Source organism: Streptomyces lunaelactis (assembly GCF_003054555.1).
GTDB lineage: Bacteria > Actinomycetota > Actinomycetes > Streptomycetales > Streptomycetaceae > Streptomyces > Streptomyces lunaelactis.
The window spans coordinates 2,855,986-2,870,520 of the sequence record NZ_CP026304.1 but is presented as its reverse complement, the minus strand read 5'-3'; the positions used below and the strand labels follow the sequence as shown (position 1 = coordinate 2,870,520).

The 14,535-nt window shown below is 69.3% G+C and carries 18 protein-coding genes; 4 read left to right on the top strand and 14 right to left on the bottom strand.

Annotated features, from left to right (window positions below):
- Positions 1-112: 112 nt before the first annotated feature.
- Positions 113-250 carry a hypothetical protein gene (locus SLUN_RS39435; protein WP_159100242.1) on the top strand — a complete coding sequence of 46 codons (138 nt, stop codon included), beginning with the start codon at positions 113-115 and terminating at the stop codon, positions 248-250.
- Positions 251-257: 7 nt separating this feature from the next.
- On the opposite strand, the gene SLUN_RS40315 is transcribed toward SLUN_RS39435, so the two are convergent.
- The 5 genes from SLUN_RS40315 to SLUN_RS13015 all read right to left on the bottom strand — a co-directional run bounded on the left by SLUN_RS40315 (position 258) and on the right by SLUN_RS13015 (position 4,507).
- Positions 258-647, bottom strand: a complete 390-nt coding sequence (locus SLUN_RS40315; protein ID WP_175313787.1) for a helix-turn-helix domain-containing protein — start codon at positions 645-647, stop codon at positions 258-260.
- 14 nt (positions 648-661) lie between these two features.
- Complete coding sequence (locus SLUN_RS13025) at positions 662-1,021, bottom strand: hypothetical protein (RefSeq protein ID WP_108148651.1); 360 nt, start codon at positions 1,019-1,021, stop codon at positions 662-664.
- A 54-nt stretch (positions 1,022-1,075) separates the two neighbouring features.
- On the bottom strand, positions 1,076-3,781 hold the full coding sequence (locus SLUN_RS13020; RefSeq protein ID WP_159100241.1) for a phage/plasmid primase, P4 family: 2,706 nt from the start codon (positions 3,779-3,781) through the stop codon (positions 1,076-1,078).
- Entirely contained in the window at positions 3,778-4,032 is a 255-nt protein-coding gene (locus SLUN_RS39430; protein WP_159100240.1) for a hypothetical protein, read from the bottom strand. The genes SLUN_RS13020 and SLUN_RS39430 overlap by 4 nt, the downstream gene beginning before the upstream one ends.
- Positions 4,033-4,297: 265 nt before the next feature.
- Positions 4,298-4,507 carry a helix-turn-helix transcriptional regulator gene (locus SLUN_RS13015; protein ID WP_257153717.1) on the bottom strand — a complete coding sequence of 70 codons (210 nt, stop codon included), beginning with the start codon at positions 4,505-4,507 and terminating at the stop codon, positions 4,298-4,300.
- 123 nt (positions 4,508-4,630) lie between these two features.
- On the opposite strand from SLUN_RS13015, the gene SLUN_RS13010 reads away from it, so the two are divergent.
- Positions 4,631-5,137: a helix-turn-helix domain-containing protein gene (locus tag SLUN_RS13010; RefSeq protein ID WP_159100239.1), complete on the top strand. Its 507-nt coding sequence runs from the start codon at positions 4,631-4,633 to the stop codon at positions 5,135-5,137.
- A 64-nt stretch (positions 5,138-5,201) separates the two neighbouring features.
- Here the strand turns inward: SLUN_RS13010 and SLUN_RS13005 are convergent, their stop codons facing one another.
- From SLUN_RS13005 to SLUN_RS12970, 8 genes are all read right to left on the bottom strand, one after another.
- Entirely contained in the window at positions 5,202-6,878 is a 1,677-nt protein-coding gene (locus tag SLUN_RS13005) for a helix-turn-helix transcriptional regulator (RefSeq protein WP_257153716.1), read from the bottom strand.
- 268 nt (positions 6,879-7,146) lie between these two features.
- A complete protein-coding gene (locus SLUN_RS13000; RefSeq protein ID WP_108148647.1) occupies positions 7,147-7,374 on the bottom strand; it encodes a hypothetical protein in 228 nt (75 codons plus the stop codon).
- 80 nt (positions 7,375-7,454) lie between these two features.
- Entirely contained in the window at positions 7,455-7,649 is a 195-nt protein-coding gene (locus SLUN_RS12995) for a hypothetical protein (RefSeq protein WP_108148646.1), read from the bottom strand.
- An 83-nt stretch (positions 7,650-7,732) separates the two neighbouring features.
- The gene (locus SLUN_RS12990) at positions 7,733-8,044 is read right to left on the bottom strand and encodes a hypothetical protein (RefSeq protein WP_108148645.1); all 312 of its coding nucleotides are present in this window, start codon (positions 8,042-8,044) and stop codon (positions 7,733-7,735) included.
- Entirely contained in the window at positions 8,041-8,838 is a 798-nt protein-coding gene (locus SLUN_RS12985; protein ID WP_108148644.1) for a hypothetical protein, read from the bottom strand. The genes SLUN_RS12990 and SLUN_RS12985 overlap by 4 nt, the downstream gene beginning before the upstream one ends.
- Positions 8,835-9,077, bottom strand: a complete 243-nt coding sequence (locus tag SLUN_RS12980) for a hypothetical protein (RefSeq protein ID WP_108148643.1) — start codon at positions 9,075-9,077, stop codon at positions 8,835-8,837. The genes SLUN_RS12985 and SLUN_RS12980 overlap by 4 nt, the downstream gene beginning before the upstream one ends.
- Positions 9,078-9,195: 118 nt before the next feature.
- On the bottom strand, positions 9,196-9,903 hold the full coding sequence (locus tag SLUN_RS12975; protein ID WP_108148642.1) for an ERF family protein: 708 nt from the start codon (positions 9,901-9,903) through the stop codon (positions 9,196-9,198).
- Positions 9,900-10,364: an HNH endonuclease signature motif containing protein gene (locus tag SLUN_RS12970; RefSeq protein WP_108148641.1), complete on the bottom strand. Its 465-nt coding sequence runs from the start codon at positions 10,362-10,364 to the stop codon at positions 9,900-9,902. Before SLUN_RS12970 ends, SLUN_RS12975 begins: the two co-directional genes overlap by 4 nt.
- Before the next feature lie 160 nt (positions 10,365-10,524).
- Between SLUN_RS12970 and SLUN_RS12965 the strand changes: the two genes are divergently transcribed.
- Together SLUN_RS12965 and SLUN_RS12960 are read left to right on the top strand one after the other, a co-directional pair.
- On the top strand, positions 10,525-13,158 hold the full coding sequence (locus SLUN_RS12965; protein WP_257153715.1) for a ComEC/Rec2 family competence protein: 2,634 nt from the start codon (positions 10,525-10,527) through the stop codon (positions 13,156-13,158).
- A gap of 295 nt (positions 13,159-13,453) precedes the next feature.
- Positions 13,454-14,248 carry an arylamine N-acetyltransferase family protein gene (locus SLUN_RS12960; protein ID WP_108148639.1) on the top strand — a complete coding sequence of 265 codons (795 nt, stop codon included), beginning with the start codon at positions 13,454-13,456 and terminating at the stop codon, positions 14,246-14,248.
- 35 nt (positions 14,249-14,283) lie between these two features.
- Here SLUN_RS12960 and SLUN_RS12955 read toward each other — a convergent pair whose 3' ends face one another.
- Positions 14,284-14,529, bottom strand: a complete 246-nt coding sequence (locus tag SLUN_RS12955) for a hypothetical protein (RefSeq protein WP_108148638.1) — start codon at positions 14,527-14,529, stop codon at positions 14,284-14,286.
- Between the last annotated feature and the right edge of the window lie 6 nt (positions 14,530-14,535).

Here is a 14,535-nt window from a genome sequence, read left to right as displayed (position 1 = left end):
CCGTGGTCTCGTGTCCGGCGCCGACATGGATGAACCAGACCGTGAACCGGTATTCCGTTGCCCAGGCCGGTCCCCCGGTGGTCATCGGTGGCAGCGGCTCACCAGTGCGCTGGTGCAGCAGTATTTCGGCGAGGGTTTCTCCGGCATCAAGGCGTGGCATCAACAGATCCACCACGCGGGCCGCACCTTCCATGCGGGCGGCCTCGTCGGCGTCGGCCGGCGGAGCGAGCTGCTGCTCCAGGCGCCGTAGGCGTGCGTCAAGCGACGCGGACGACATGAGCACCCCCGGGGGTCTGGGTGGCTTCCAGAGCCGCTACGCGGGCTTCCAGCTCCGCGTGCGAGGCGAGCAGCGGGAGGGCCCTGACGATCTCGGAGGCTGCGCGCAGACGGATGCTGGGTGACTTGTCCTTGAGAGCGGCGTGCAGGGTGTCGACCGCGTCGCGCACAGCCGCGGTGAGAGCGGCCACCGACTCGGCAAGGACTGCTCGGCGCGCAGCCTCCACGTCGGCACGGAACTCAGGTTCCTCGCTCCAGCGGCGGACCTGCCGGCCGCTCATGCCGACTTGTGCGCCGGCCGCGTCGGTGGACACCCCTCTGGCAAGCAGCACGACTGCTTGGGCCTTGGCATCCAGGTCGGGAATGGTCATGGTCGGAACTCCTCTCAGGGGGTGGTGCAGACAGAGAGCCGGGTGCAGAAGGGATCGGCCAGGAGGTACTGGCGAGCCTGCGCGAGAGCCGCACTCTGCGTGGGGGCGAAGAACCAGCGCGAGTTGCTTTCGTGCCGGGCAAGCACGGTGAACGGGCTCTCGACTGGCGTACCTGAGGCCGCCCCTCTGGATCCGTGCGCGTGGGTGAACAGCACGTGAGGGAGCATCTCGGACCTGTCGGGCTCCGTGGACTCCCATCCCACAACGAGGCCGCTACGGACCAGGATCACGTCACCGGTCTCGTAGTTGAGGGACACCGACGCCACGTAAAGCGGGTGGGACTGCTTGAAGTTGGGGCAGGGGTAGTCAGGCATCTCGGTTCCTCTCGGGGTGGACGGCCGTCAGCGGGGACGGCCGTCCGGTGGTGGTCAGCGAGTACAGGTGGACCAGCAGCGGGTGCGGGCGCCAGTGGACCAGCAGACAGAGCACGGGTGATCGGGGTCTGGGAGCGGGGGGTGTGCCGGGTGTGCCGACTCTTTTGAAACCTCCTCAGTTCCTACGTATAGAGGGACTTTGGTTTTAGTCGGCACACCCGGCACACCCCCCTCGTTCTTCTCCGCATCGTCCTCGTTTGTCCGGAATCGCACCCCGCCCCATCGGGGGTACGCCACCGGTAGCGGCTTAGCATTGAAGTCCCCGAGCACTCGCTCATGCCGAGATGCGCCTTCCTTGTCTCGGGACTTGGCTGCCTTTTCCACCCGGTGGCTCTGCGTCTGCGAGTGATCGCCGAACCGCTGCAAGAACACCCGTTCCGCGAGGGGGTTGTTCCCTCGCTCCTGAGCCCATTCGTTGAATGCCTGGCGCATGTCCAGCGTCGCGACATGACTGCCTCCGTCAGGGATCAGTTGCTCGCCCCAGAAGGCGAGGACCAGGTCTGTCTCTTCCCGCCAGGCCCTGGTGGCTTTCCGGATCTGCTCCGGCTCATCCGAGAGAACCATCCCTGCCGTGAACCACTTATGGGCTCCGTCGACCAGCCACCGCAGCGCAGCCGCAATGATCTCTGGATCGCCGTTCTCCGCCCTGGTGACCAGCGTTGGGTCCCCCTGCCGCTCATGCGGCTCTTTGGGGTCGGAGACGAACGTGTACGGGAAGGGGATCAGAGAGAGCCTGCGCCAGGTTCCCTCATCCGTCTCCGAGACGATCGGCCGGTAGTTGGTGGTCACCACCAGGCTGTGCGTCGTGTCCCATGTCGTCTCCGACTGGTACAGGTGGTGTCCGCTCATCTGCGGTGACGTGGCTTTCTTGAGCTGCACCGCGTTGAGGTGCGCCCCCTCCGGGAGCTCCTCTATCAGGGCGAGCCTGGCCCCGCGAAGGACCATCGTTTCGTCCCGCTGGGCGCTTCCGACCAGAACCGCGTCGGGCACCAGTACCGCGTAGTCCCCGATGGCCTTGGACGTGGCAGCCATGATGGTCGACTTGCCGTTCTTGCCGCCCGCGCTCAGGAGGGGTGCCTGATCCCGTGGGTTCCTGTATCCGGTGATGGCCTGCCCGAGAACCTCTTGCAGGTACGGGCGAGTCTCGTCGGGCAGAGCCGTGAGGATCTGGTCCCAGCCGGCAGAGGTGGCACGTGGGTTGTAGTCCGCGCCGGTGATCCGAGTCATGTACCGCTCGGGGTCGTGTGGCAGTAGATCCAGCGTGCGCATGTCGACGATGCCGCTGGGGGTGTTGAGCAGGTGGCGGTCGGCGTCAAGCGCTTCGTCGTCGACCTTGACGATGCCTTTGGCGAGCTTGGTCACCGCGCTGATGCGGGACGACGACAGGAGGCTTCTCCAGCCGTCTATGGCGTTAGCGTTGGTCGGCTGTCCCGTGGTTGCCCGCAGGCCCTCCACGACGTCCGCAAACCGGTTCTTGACGTACTTGCGGACCGCTTCGACTGCATCCGAGTCGTCCTTGCAGCGCAGCCACACACGGCCGTCCCAGCGCAGCCATCCGGCGCCGGAGGTGTAGCAGAACCTTCCGTCGAAGACCTCATCGGCGATGGTCTCTGCCATGAATGCGTCGGAGTACGTACCGTCCGACGTGGACGTGTCTGGCTGCCTCGCACTGGACGCGGCCTGCAATCCGTCCATCGTCCCGCCGGCCGCGAAGTAGTCATCGACTCCCTTGACGGTCGTCCCGTTCACCTCGGGCGGGACGATCAGATAGTGCGGGGTGGCACCCTTGGACTTGAGCCACGCGCCCAGCCGATTCATAGCCCGCAGGACATTCATGTTCTTCGCCGCGTCGGCGTCGAAGCAGACAACGATCGTGCGGTCCTTGAGCGGGATGTCCTCCCAATCCCCGAGCGTCCCGAGCTTGCTGCGCCAGTTGTAGACCCCGGTGATGCCGACTGCCGCGCGCCCCTTAGACACGAGAGCATCGACCTTTTTGATGCCCTCGGTGATCCACAGGGATACCGAGGTGTTCCTGATGTGCTGCTGGGTGAACGGAGGGACGTCGACGTGCACGGGGGACCCTGCCGGATTCTCGTACTTGAGCTCCCGGACCTTCCCGTTCGGGCTCTGGGACTGCCGGGGGACGCTGGGCTTGATCTGCGCGGCGATCTGCTCGCCAGTCGCCCGGTAGAGAGGGATGTACAGCGCCGGGTAGGCGTCCTCACGCTCCGTCTGTCGACGGCTGAAGCCCTGTTCGGCGAGCATCGCTCGATCGTCAGGGACCCCGAGCAGCGTCCGGTAGCCGCGATCGGCTGCGACACCACGGTCCACTGAGGACCCTTGCAGGATCTCTGCCTCGTGCTCCGGACTGAGAGCGGACGCCGGCGCGCTGTCGGCCGCCGGCGTCGGCGCAGCCTCCTCGAGGCTGGTCTGGCCATCGACGTGAGCGACGGGGGCTGTGCGGCTGTCACCGCGCAGGTCTCGCCTGGTCAGGCCGATCGCTTCGAGTACGGCGTCAGCGCCCCTGTTGCTGTGGTGGCCATCGCAGCTCGCAACGAAGCAGGTCGGGTGGGCGGACGTCAGCTTCCCCAGCTTCCTGGGGCCGCCGCACACAGGGCAGTCCCATTCCGTGCCACGCATGGCTACGGTCTGCGCGAGAGCGTCCTCAACGATCTGACGTGCATCGACGGCAGTAGTCACGCCGCACCGCCGACCGGGGCCAGGCGGTAGGCGCAGGCAGGGATGAACTGCCCGCAGCAGGGGGCCGACCGGACTGTGTAGAAGGGCCGTCGCTCCAGCCCTCCGGGGTGGACATGCTGCCCCCGGCAGAGGGGGCAGCTCTCGACCACGAGGCTGATCTCATGCCCTGCGGGGAAGTCGTTGAGACGTGGCCGGCAGTACGCCACGGGGGCCGCCTTGACCGTGTCGACCCCGATGTCTAGTGTTGCCATTGTCGATTTCTTCTTTCTGATGAGCCCCCAAACTGCTTGCTACGGCGGAGGGGGCTCTTCGGTTTTCTGGGGTGTCGGCACAGGCCCTCAGCTGGATTCCCGTCCACCTGAGGGCCGTTTTATGACGCGGCCAGGTCGGGCCCCTGTCGGTCTCGTCTGGCGGTGAGCCCGAGGAGTGCGACGACGCGGCGCACCTGTGCGTCGCTCAGCGGCCCCCCGTGCCAGAAGTCCGGGGGGCGCTCTTGCTCGCGTGTCGGCTGCGTGCTCACTTGGTGCCCGGCTTCCGCACCTGGCTTGCTTCGAAGCGGGCCAGGTCGTTTTCGGCGTAGAGAGCCCGGCGGCCGACCTTCACGAACTTGGGGCCGTAGCCATTGAGGCGCCAGCAGCGAACGGTGCTCGGCGCAGCGTGATACCGGGCTGCGACTTGTTCCGTGGTCAGGTACCTGACCGTGTCCGGGGCGGGGTTGGTCTTCACGACGTCGCCTCTTGTCCGAATGAGAATGACTGTCACCTCAATCATCCCAGCGCACTAGGCCACTTGTCAACGCAAACCCACCATGTCATGCTGAGCGCGACACCGACATGCGAGGGACGACTCATGAGACTTGAAGAGGCCATCGGCCGGAACGTCGCACGCCTACGGGAGACTGCCGGCCTGTCTCAGGCGCAGCTCGGGACAGCACTGGCGGCCTATCTGGGCAAGCCCTGGAGCCGCCAGGCGGTATCCGCCGCAGAGAAAGGGCGCAGGGCCTTCACGGCTGCGGAGCTGGTATCCCTGGCACTGGCGTTGAAGACGTCCCTGGACCTACTCCTCCTGCCAGGCGCACTCGGCTCTCACGGGGCGCTGCTCCCAGGGGAAGCGGAGTTCACGGACCGGGAGTACGAGCGGGCGATTGTCGGCGAGAGCCCGAAAGGGGACGCGAACCCCCAGTCCCTGGACCGCGCACGCGGTGCGTTGATTGCAGCACTCCGAGACCAGTACGGCGCTTACAAGCTTGTGGCCAAGAGCCTTGAGAGCCAAGCCGTCTTCCTCGATCACGCATCGTTCGCGCTCGGATTCACGGACGAATTGATCTATGACGAGATCGCGCCCCGGAATGACTGACGTCCGCCAGCCCGGACACCCAGAAGCCCCCGTCGACAGTCGACGGGGGCTTCCGACTGTCTGCCTACATGGCTTCCGCCGGGGTGGCCAGGGCGTACCGTCCACGGTCCGCCCGCCGGACCTGGCCTGCGTCCAGCAGTCCGATCAGCAGCCGGTTCACCGTGGCCCGCGACAGTCCGGTCCGTTCGACCAGCGTCGGGACCTGGCCCGCACCGTCCGCGATGGCCGCGAGGACCTTCCCCTCGGAGTCCTGCGCCGGCGCAGGCGCCTTGGCCATGCTGACGGACTGCTTCCTGTCGCTCGGGTCCATGGCGCGGGACCAAATGGGCTGCGCGGGCAGTGCGATCACAACCGCCTTGTCCATGTACCGCACGCGGACCGGGTCGGGCCCGCGCTTGCCATCCCGGATCAGCGCCACCCCGGGCGCCGGGAGCTCATCAGCGTTCCAGCCCTTGGCCTGAGCATCCTCCCCGAGCACAACCCTGGCCTCCGTCGGCGTGCGGACCGCGAGGCAGATCGACGTACTGATCTGCGGGCTGATCTGCTTCGGTACCCCGTCCCCGATGGTCGGCTTCTGGGTCATCCACCACAGGTCGATGCATGCGGCCCTGCCCATTCGGGCGAGCGACTCGAGCCCCTCGAGCGCGTCTTTCGCTGCGGTCACCACCTCCGCCCCCTCGTCGACAACGACCGTGATCCGGGGGCGGTCAGCGGTCGGTGTCCACGTGTCCTGGCCCTTGGGCAGGACATTGAGCCTGTCGTGCATTTCCGCCTCGAGCTCATCGACCAGCGTGACCACCTCATCCGGGGTGGATGCGACGCGGGCGCGGTGGTCCCACAACCGGCCTTCGACGCGCTTGAGGTCGATGATGGCGAGCGCGTTGCTCCCCCCCTCCGATGCGTCGTACAGCAGCGGTCGGGATGCCACTGACTTGCCTGCTCCGGAGCGTCCGGCGATGAGTAGCCGCTCCCCGAGCGGTACGGTCACCTGCTCCCCGGTCACGGTGTCGACGCCGAGCGAGCGACGCTCGGGAGTCCAGAGCAGATCGTCTCCATCCGCAGCCGAACGGGTCCGAATGGTGAGCTCCGCCCATCCGCCCTTCTTCCCTGCCTTGGTCTCGATGCGAAGGTCAGTCCTGGCGCCGAGCAGCGCGCGCACGTGGTCGCCCGAGCTGCTCAGCTTGGCCGCGGTCCACGTGCCATCGAGGCGGACCGCGCAGACGATGCCCGATTCGGTGAGCTTGGGCTTTCCTGTGAGGGTTCCCGCCAGGCCCCGCTTCTCGCAGTGCTCGCGCCAGTGCTCGGGCTGCAGCCTGGCGAGCAGCGCTCGCTCCTCCTTGCTGGGCTCAAGCCCTCGGGGTGCACGCTTGCTGCGCACGATGGCAATCACAGCAGCGCCGGCCGCCATGGTGCCAGCACCGCTGCCACCCCAAGCCCAGACTTCTTCCGGGATGGCGGGCAGACCGACGTACGCCGCTGTGCCGAGACCAGCCGCTGACTTGAGCGCGAACACGGGCAGCGAGTCCGGTACCCGGCGCTGTGCGGTCTTGAGTCCACGCTCTGCGGTGTGGACCGCGCTGGTGATGCCGGACGGATCCAGTGCCTTGGCAGCGGCGACCGCGTGGCGGGCATCGCGGACCAACGGCTTGCGCTCCGCGCGCAGTTCCCTGCGGCGCAGCGCTTCGGATCGGTAGCGCTTGGCGGTCCAACGGGCTGTGCGGCGTATCTTGTTGCTGCTCACGGTGATCCTCCATAGATCCTGTGGGCGGGGCGGCGGTCCCTGCATGGGCCGCCGCCCGTTACGTTGTGTTACGAATCTGACTTGTCTCACGGGCTCACGGGGCCCCCCTACGTGCGCGCGCGTGAGGGCTGAGACAACCGTGACGGAGCGTGGTGGCCCCTCTCGCGGCCTTTCAGGCCCCGGTTGACCCTCGGAGACCCCGTGGAGTCCCTCGGGCCGCGAGAGGGGTATCAGCCGGCGGTGAGCTTCGGTTCGTCGGCGTAGGGCATCAGCCGGCCTTCTTCTCGTCTTCGCATCCGCCGTCGAGATACGGCTGCTCGGTGATGCGGCCGTCGAGGTCGACGTGGATTTGCGTGTCCTCGGAGAGCCAGCAGGTCCACACGCTGCTGGTGTTGGTGTACGGCCGGTGGCGCATGGTGGTGCCACAGCAGATGGGCGGTGCGGCATGGGTGACTGCGTCCCCGGTCGAGAGGTCACTGATGGCTGTTCCGGTCATGGCGTTCTCCTTCGGTGTCCGGGGCCGGACTGTCCCAGCTCCCCTCACCGCCCGTGCGAGACGGGCGGATCGGGCAGCCGTCAGCGGCGGCGCTTGTGCTCGGCCTGAATGTCGGCCTCGTTCTGCTGCGCGGCCTTGAGCTCGCGGGCCGCCTTGACCGGGTCGTGCTGGTTGCGGCGGGCACTGGCCCGAAGTGCTGCCGCACCGTCACGCAGGTCACGGAGCTCGCTGTCGGAGCGGGGGCGGGTGTTCGGGGTGTAGCTGAACAGGCCCATGACGGGTCTCCTTCGTTACGGGGCTGGGGCTGTCCCAGTCCCACCGCACCCCCACGGACGAGCCGTGGAGGACGGAAGGACTGTCAGCGACCCTTCTGGTAGTCGCGCCACATCGAGCGCAGAACGAGGACGCAGATGGTCAGCGAGACTGCGGAGATCGCCACGGCTACGGCGGACACGGCAACGGTGAGCAGGAAGATGGAGCCTCCGACACCGATGCCGACCCACTTGGCTGCGCCACCGGACGACTGCTGTACGGGCGCGTGCTGGCATGCCGGCGGCTGCGCCTGCTGGGTGACCTGCTGTGCCTGCAACAGGGCTGCGACGAGGCGAAGGTTCTCGCTGTTCGCCGCAGCCTCCACGGCATCCCTGGCAGCCTTCTCGATGTCACTCACGACGCCACCTCCGCCGGAACGAGCGTCATCTGTCCGGGCATGGGCTGTGGTCCGCGAGCCTCATCGAGCCTGCCGAACACCTTCTTGACGTACGAGGCGGACCGGGTGGACACCCGTGCCGTTTCGGTCGGCGAGGTGCCCCTAACCCAGCACTTTTCGATGACCGCAAGGGCTGCGTCAGCGGGCAGCCTTTCGGTCACCTCACCGGACACCCCATCGGACACCTCGTCATCGGTGTCCCGAGGGGTGACCACCAGGGGCCACACCCTGCGGTCACCGCAGATGACCAGCGGCTTCACGGGTGGCGCCGGAGCGAGAGCCGGACGCGCCTGAGCCTCGGTAAGGGTCACCTCATCGGACACCTCAGCGGACACCTCAGGGCCGCCCAGGGGCCGGGTGACCAAAGGTGCGGTCACCGACGCCGGGGTGTCCTCTGCGGTGCTCTCAGCGTGCTCCTCGCGGGCCAGTGCGTGAGTCCTCCAGATCGCGATGGGCACCAGGAGTGACACCACGACAACCACCGGGATGTTGACGACCATCACCCTGGCGTCCAGGAGGTGCGCAGCGATCTGTGCCGCACCCATCAGGGTCAGCGACAGTGCGATATCGAACCCCTTGAACCACCGCAGGGCAGCCATCACGTAGGCGTCGACTGCCACGGGGAGCATGGCCGCGATCGCGGGGTCCGCTCCGAGAGAGCGGGCCAGGTCGTACTCGGCGTGCGCGGTGAACGCGATGCCGGCCGCGAGGGACAGCCGCGTCAGCCACTTGCGGGCAGTGTCGTTGGTGCTCATGCCCCATCCCCCGCCGCGTCCGCCTTGAGAAGCGCATCGAGCTCGTCATGCGCGTTGAGCAGGTCCCGGAGTACGAACTCCAGGGCGGTGGCGGCTCGGAGCACTTCGGTGTGGTCGTGGATGTTGGCGCACTGGTGCTTGGCCAGAGACTCGCGGGCACAGGTGATGGCGATGTCCAGCGGCGGGGTCCAGCCGATGCCGTCGACTGCGGGGTCGTACAGCGGGTCGTATGCGCTCATCGGGCACCACCTGTCCGCAGGCCACGGAGGTCCGCGTCGTCACGGTTCGATTGGGCCTGCCGCTGTGCCTGTGCCTCGGCGTAGTCAAGGGCATCCTGCGCCCGCTGGTCGTTGGCGCTCATACCGCCACCGCCTTGGTCTCCGCGAGCCGCGCACCGTGGTAGATGAGCACCGACTGAAGCGGCATCTCACCCGCGTTCGGTACCTGGACGGGCACGCCCATCAGTCCGGCGGAGTCAGCCTCGCGCCACAGGCCCCGGAGGACCTCCGTGTCGGTCGCCTCCCTGGCAGCGCGCATCGCGTTGTGGGCCGCCTCCACCAACTTGCCGGGGTCTGGCGCGAGCTCGGGCTGTGCGGAGGTCCGCTGTTGCCGCTCGGGCGCAGCCTGCGTGGCGGCCGGCGGCTCAGGGTGATCGCGATCACCGTCGTCGATGCTGCGCCCGTCCACGGGGATCATCAGTACCTGCAGCAGGAAGTACTTCAGCGCTGCGGACATGGCCTTGTTGGTGGCCTTGTCGGCGAAGTCGGACGCTTCCCCGGGCACGGTGGCTTCCAGGCAGTCACCGGCTGGCCCGTAGACGCGGTACCGCATGGTGATGCGGACGGTGGTCATCTTCTCGCCGTGCCGCTCGGCAGTCTTCTCGATGACCTCGGGGAGGATGAACACGCCGTGTGCGCGCATCGGTCCGGCGACGGCCGACATCAGGTCGTCGATGCCACGGAAGCTGTAGCGCTGCGAGGAGTTGACCCGGTCCTTGCTGACCGGGACGACGTCGCGCATGACGTTCGCCAGTGCGGTGTGGACACGGAGATCTGTGTTGCTCATGCCGCACCGCCCTGCGTGCGCTGGGTGGCACGACGGGCGCGCATGTGCTCGCGGTGGCAGCCGCGGCACCTCCGCCGGTTCCCGGGCGCGGCATAGGTGTTCGCATCGTCGTACTCGTGACCCTGCGGGCAGTGCGTCTTGACTGCCTGGTTCGTGCCCGCATCCCCGCGCCGGACGTTCTCCACGTGTGTGACAGGTTCCAGGTGATCCGGGGTGACGCAGGCCCGGTCGCGGCACAGGTGGTCCAGCTCCAGCCCCTCAGGGACCGGGCCGACCAGGGCTGCGTACGCGAAGCGATGGGCGACAACCTTGCGCCCGCAGTGATCGAAGGCTCCGTACCCGCGGCTCGTCTTTCCGGCAGTCCAGAGCAGACAGCCGTTCTCGTTGGGCAGTGCGACCTTCACCCAGAAGCGACGCGTGTCCGCCTCTGTGATGGGCGCAGTGATCGGGATAGCTTTCATTGAGCGGGTCTCCTGGTCTGTCAGGTGTCCGTTAGGCCCCGTATCGGCGTTGACGCGCCGGTATGGGGCCGCTTCTTTGCTTGCAAATCCGCTACCTCTTAGGTCTCCATGGACCCTTGGGGGACCGCCGGTTCGCGGAGCTCCAGACCCGGGTCCGGCCGTGACACGCGCGGTGGTTCATGCCGCGTCGGGCCATCGGCTGGGGGCCTCGGACCCGCGGCAGGAGGGACCGGCCGATCTGCGCCTGGTGCCGCCCGCCCTGGCGGCCTGGGCCGCGGCTGCTCTCGCGCTGGGTGCGCGGGGGTGGTGGACGGCGGCGGGTGTGGCGGCCTGTGTCGCCGTGGCGGCTCTGTTACTGGCTCCGGCGGCGCTGCGTACCGTACGCGCGCCTCTCGGACTTCCGGCTGCCCGCCGAGTACCGCCGGTCGGCGGACAGCAGCGCCTGTCCGAGCCCAGGCAACGGCAACGGCGTCGCCGTCGGCTCAACGGCACCGCCCTCGCCGCGCTGTTGCTGTGCGCCGCCGCGGGTGCGGCCTCGGCCGGACTGCATGGCGCGGATCTGCACCGCGGTCCGCTTCCCGCCCTGGCGGACCAATCCGCCTACGTCACCGCCGAGTTGACGGTCACCTCCGATCCGCGACCGATCCGGCCCCGGGTCCGCGGCGACCACATGGCGGCCGGGTCTGTCGTGCTGGACGCGGAGGCGACCCGGGTGACAGCGCCGGGCGGTGCGGTAACCGCGACCCGGACACCTGTCCTGGTGATCGTGCCGTCCGGTGGGCCAGGAGGCTCCGTCGAGCAGTGGCAGCGGCTGCTGCCCTCCACCCGGCTGCGGATGGCAGGGCGGCTCGCGCCCCCACTGAGCGCGGACGACCGGTTCGCCGCCGTACTGCGGGTTCAAGGGGACGGCCCACCGCCGATCACCGGCCCGCCAACCTCCCTCCAGCGCACGGCCGGAGACCTGCGGACCGGACTGCGCGAGGCGACGGAAGGGCTCGCCCCGGACGCCCGCGCCCTGTTGCCCGGGCTGGTCGTCGGGGACACCTCCCGGATCCCGCCCGAGCTGCACGACGCCTTCGAGGCGACCGACCTCACGCACTTGCTCGCCGTCTCCGGAAGCAACCTGACCCTTGTGCTCGTCCTGCTGATCGGGCCGCCGGGCACCGCCCTGCTGGCCGAACGACGCGGCCTCGCACCACGGTTGGGCATCACGCTGCGTGGGACCGCACTCATCGGAGGGGGGCTCACGCTCGCCTTCGTGGTCGTGTGCCGTCCCGATCCCAGCGTGCTGCGGGCCGCCGCGTGCGGGTTGATCACGCTGCTCGCCATCGCCACCGGGCGCCGCCGGTCACTGATCCCCGCGCTGGCCGCCGCCGTACTGCTGCTCGTCCTGTACGACCCCTGGCTGGCGCGCAGTTACGGCTTTCTGCTCTCCGTGCTGGCAACCGGCGCCCTGCTCACCATCGGCCCGGGGTGGAGCGCGGCGCTGCAACGCAGAGGGGTGCCGCCCAGGCTCGCCGAGGCGCTGGCCGCGTCAGCCGCGGCACAGGCCGTGTGCGCACCCGTGGTGGCGGTGTTCGCGGCCAGGGTCAGCCTGGTGGCGATCCCCTGCAACCTCGCCGCCGAACTCGCGGTCGGCCCGGCCACGATCCTCGGCTTCGCCGCTCTCGCCGCGGCACCGCTCGCCATACCGGTCGCAGAGGTACTGGCCCGGTGTGCGGGGTGGCCCGCCGGGTGGATCGCCTCCGTCGCCCGTGCCGGGGCGGCGCTGCCCGGGGCGGAGGTGGGCTGGCCGGACGGCTGGCCCGGCGGGCTGCTGCTCGCCGCCCTCACGGCCCTGATCGTGCTCGTCGCGCGCCGGCTGCCGCGCCGCCCCTGGGTGGCCGTCGTCTGCGCGCTGCTGCTCCTGCTCGCCGTGCTGCGCCCGGCCCGGCTCACCAGGGTCGTCACCGGCTGGCCGCCGCCGGGCTGGACGTTCGCGATGTGCGATGTCGGGCAGGGGGACACGACGGTGCTCGCGGCGGGAGACGGCGCGGCTGTGGTCGTCGACGCGGGGCCCGACCCGGAGCTCGCCGACCGTTGTCTGCGCGATCTGGGCGTCACCCGGGTTCCGCTGGTCCTGCTGACGCATTTTCACGCCGACCATGTCCGGGGGCTGCCCGGGGTGCTGAGGGGGCGGGCGGTGGGCGCGGTCCAGACGACGACATTCGACGAGCCGCGGGGCCAGAGCGCGTTCGTACGGAGAACGACCGTCGCCGCGGGGGTGCCGGTCATCCGCGCGGGACCGGGGGAGCAGCGCCGGGTCGGGCGGCTCGCCTGGCAGGTCCTGTGGCCGCCGTCGGCACGGGGTCCTGGCCGAACCGCCGCACCGGACGGGCCCAATGACGCGAGCGTCACGCTGTTCGTACGGATCGACGGCGGCCCCACCCTCCTGCTCCTCGGCGACCTCGAACCACCGGCCCAGCGGGGGCTGTTGCGGGCCTTTCCGGTACTCCCGCCGGTCGATGTCCTCAAGGTCGCCCATCACGGATCGGCCCACCAGGACCCGGGGCTGCTGCGGAGCGTGCGACCGCGCCTGGCGTTGATCTCCTGTGGCCGGGACAACCCTTACGGGCACCCCTCGCCCCGTACCGTCGGCGCGCTCCGGTCCGGGGGAGCGGTGGTGCTGCGCACCGACACGGAGGGGGCGATCGCGGTGGCGGGACACGGCCGCGAGCTGCGGGCGAGCCTTGAAAAGATATCCTTGCAAAGAAAGGCGCCTACTACGCGCTCACCCACGCCTTCCGGCCGGTAGGCGCCTTCCTCGGCGGGCTGCTCGGCAGCACCGTCGGCCTGTGCCCGGCCCTGTGGATCGGCACCGCCGGAGCGGTCCTCTCGGTCGTGTGGCTGCTGCTCTCACCCGTACCGCGCCTGCGTGAACTCCCCGACCTGGACCCCGGCCCGACGCCGCTTCTGCCCCGGACGCCGCTCCCGAGCTGGACCAGGACCCCGACCCCGAGCGCGAACCCGCAGCACCCGGCCCCCTCGGGCGACAGCCCTAGGACCAGTGGTCCATGGCGGGCGGGACGAGGGCGCGTCAGACTTCTCCCATGGATGCCAACCTCCTCGATGCCTATCTCCGCCGTATCGGAGCCACCCGTCCAGAGCGCGCAGACGCCGCCGCCCTGCGTGATCTGCAGTTGCGGCACTTGTGGACGGTTCCGTTCGAGAACCTCTCCATCCACCTCGGTGAGGACATCGTGCTCGAGGAGAAGCCGCTCCTCGCCAAGATCGTGGACGCCCGGCGCGGCGGCTTCTGCTACGAACTCAACGGCGCATTCGCCGCGTTGCTGCGCGGCCTCGGCTTCACGGTCACCCTCCTCCAGGGACGCGTCTTCGGCGACGCGGGGCGGCTCGGCATCCCGTACGACCATCTCGCCCTGCGCGTCGAGACGGCGGACTCCTCCGGGCCCTGGCTGGCCGACGTCGGCTTCGGGGACCATGCCCACCACCCCCTCGTCCTCGACGAGCGCGGGGATCAGCGGGACCCGGCCGGTACGTTCAGGATCGCGGAGGCGCCTGAGTACGGCGACCTCGACGTCTACCGCGACGGCAAACCGCAGTTCCGCCTCGATACGCGGCCCCGTGTCCTCGCCGACTTCGAGGCCGGAGCCTGGTGGCACCGCACCTCGCCCGGCTCCCACTTCCCCCGGTCCGTGGTCTGCTCCCGGCTCACCCCCGAGGGCAGGATCACGCTCAGCGGCCGCAAGCTGGTCACCACCGTGGGCGGCGAGCGCCATGAGCAGCCGCTGGCCGACGACGCGGCGCTACTGGCGGCCTACCGTGACCACTTCGGGCTGGTGCTCGACCGGCTGCCGCCCGCCCCGGGCAACGCGAACGGCTGACGCGAGCGGCTCACACGAAGGGTTGACGGGAACGGCTAAGGAGACTCCAGCCACCCCTCGTACTCGGCGGCGAACTCGTCCAGCGCCATGGGGTCGAGCCGGGCCTGCGGGTCCTCCACCACGACCAGCCACTGGGCGTCCTCGGCGTCGTCCTCGCCGGCCAGCGCATCGCGTACGAGGTGGGGCTCCTCGGCCACGCCGAAGCGGCCGGCCAGCTCCAGCGCCACCTCCTCGGCGGCGTCGCGGTCGGGCAGCACCAGTACATGTCTCGCGTCACTCACCGCTCC

Excerpts from the sequence above, each read along its gene's own strand:
- SLUN_RS13010 (WP_159100239.1), top strand. The coding sequence starts at position 4,631 with ATGAGACTTGAAGAGGCCATCGGCCGGAACGTCGCACGCCTACGGGAG.
- SLUN_RS12970 (WP_108148641.1), bottom strand. The coding sequence starts at position 10,364 with ATGAAAGCTATCCCGATCACTGCGCCCATCACAGAGGCGGACACGCGT.
- SLUN_RS12975 (WP_108148642.1), bottom strand. The coding sequence starts at position 9,903 with ATGAGCAACACAGATCTCCGTGTCCACACCGCACTGGCGAACGTCATG.
- SLUN_RS40315 (WP_175313787.1), bottom strand. The coding sequence starts at position 647 with ATGACCATTCCCGACCTGGATGCCAAGGCCCAAGCAGTCGTGCTGCTT.
- SLUN_RS12980 (WP_108148643.1), bottom strand. The coding sequence starts at position 9,077 with ATGAGCGCATACGACCCGCTGTACGACCCCGCAGTCGACGGCATCGGC.
- SLUN_RS12985 (WP_108148644.1), bottom strand. The coding sequence starts at position 8,838 with ATGAGCACCAACGACACTGCCCGCAAGTGGCTGACGCGGCTGTCCCTC.
- SLUN_RS13000 (WP_108148647.1), bottom strand. The coding sequence starts at position 7,374 with ATGACCGGAACAGCCATCAGTGACCTCTCGACCGGGGACGCAGTCACC.
- SLUN_RS12960 (WP_108148639.1), top strand. The coding sequence starts at position 13,454 with ATGGATGCCAACCTCCTCGATGCCTATCTCCGCCGTATCGGAGCCACC.
- SLUN_RS13025 (WP_108148651.1), bottom strand. The coding sequence starts at position 1,021 with ATGCCTGACTACCCCTGCCCCAACTTCAAGCAGTCCCACCCGCTTTAC.
- SLUN_RS39430 (WP_159100240.1), bottom strand. The coding sequence starts at position 4,032 with ATGGCAACACTAGACATCGGGGTCGACACGGTCAAGGCGGCCCCCGTG.
- SLUN_RS12995 (WP_108148646.1), bottom strand. The coding sequence starts at position 7,649 with ATGGGCCTGTTCAGCTACACCCCGAACACCCGCCCCCGCTCCGACAGC.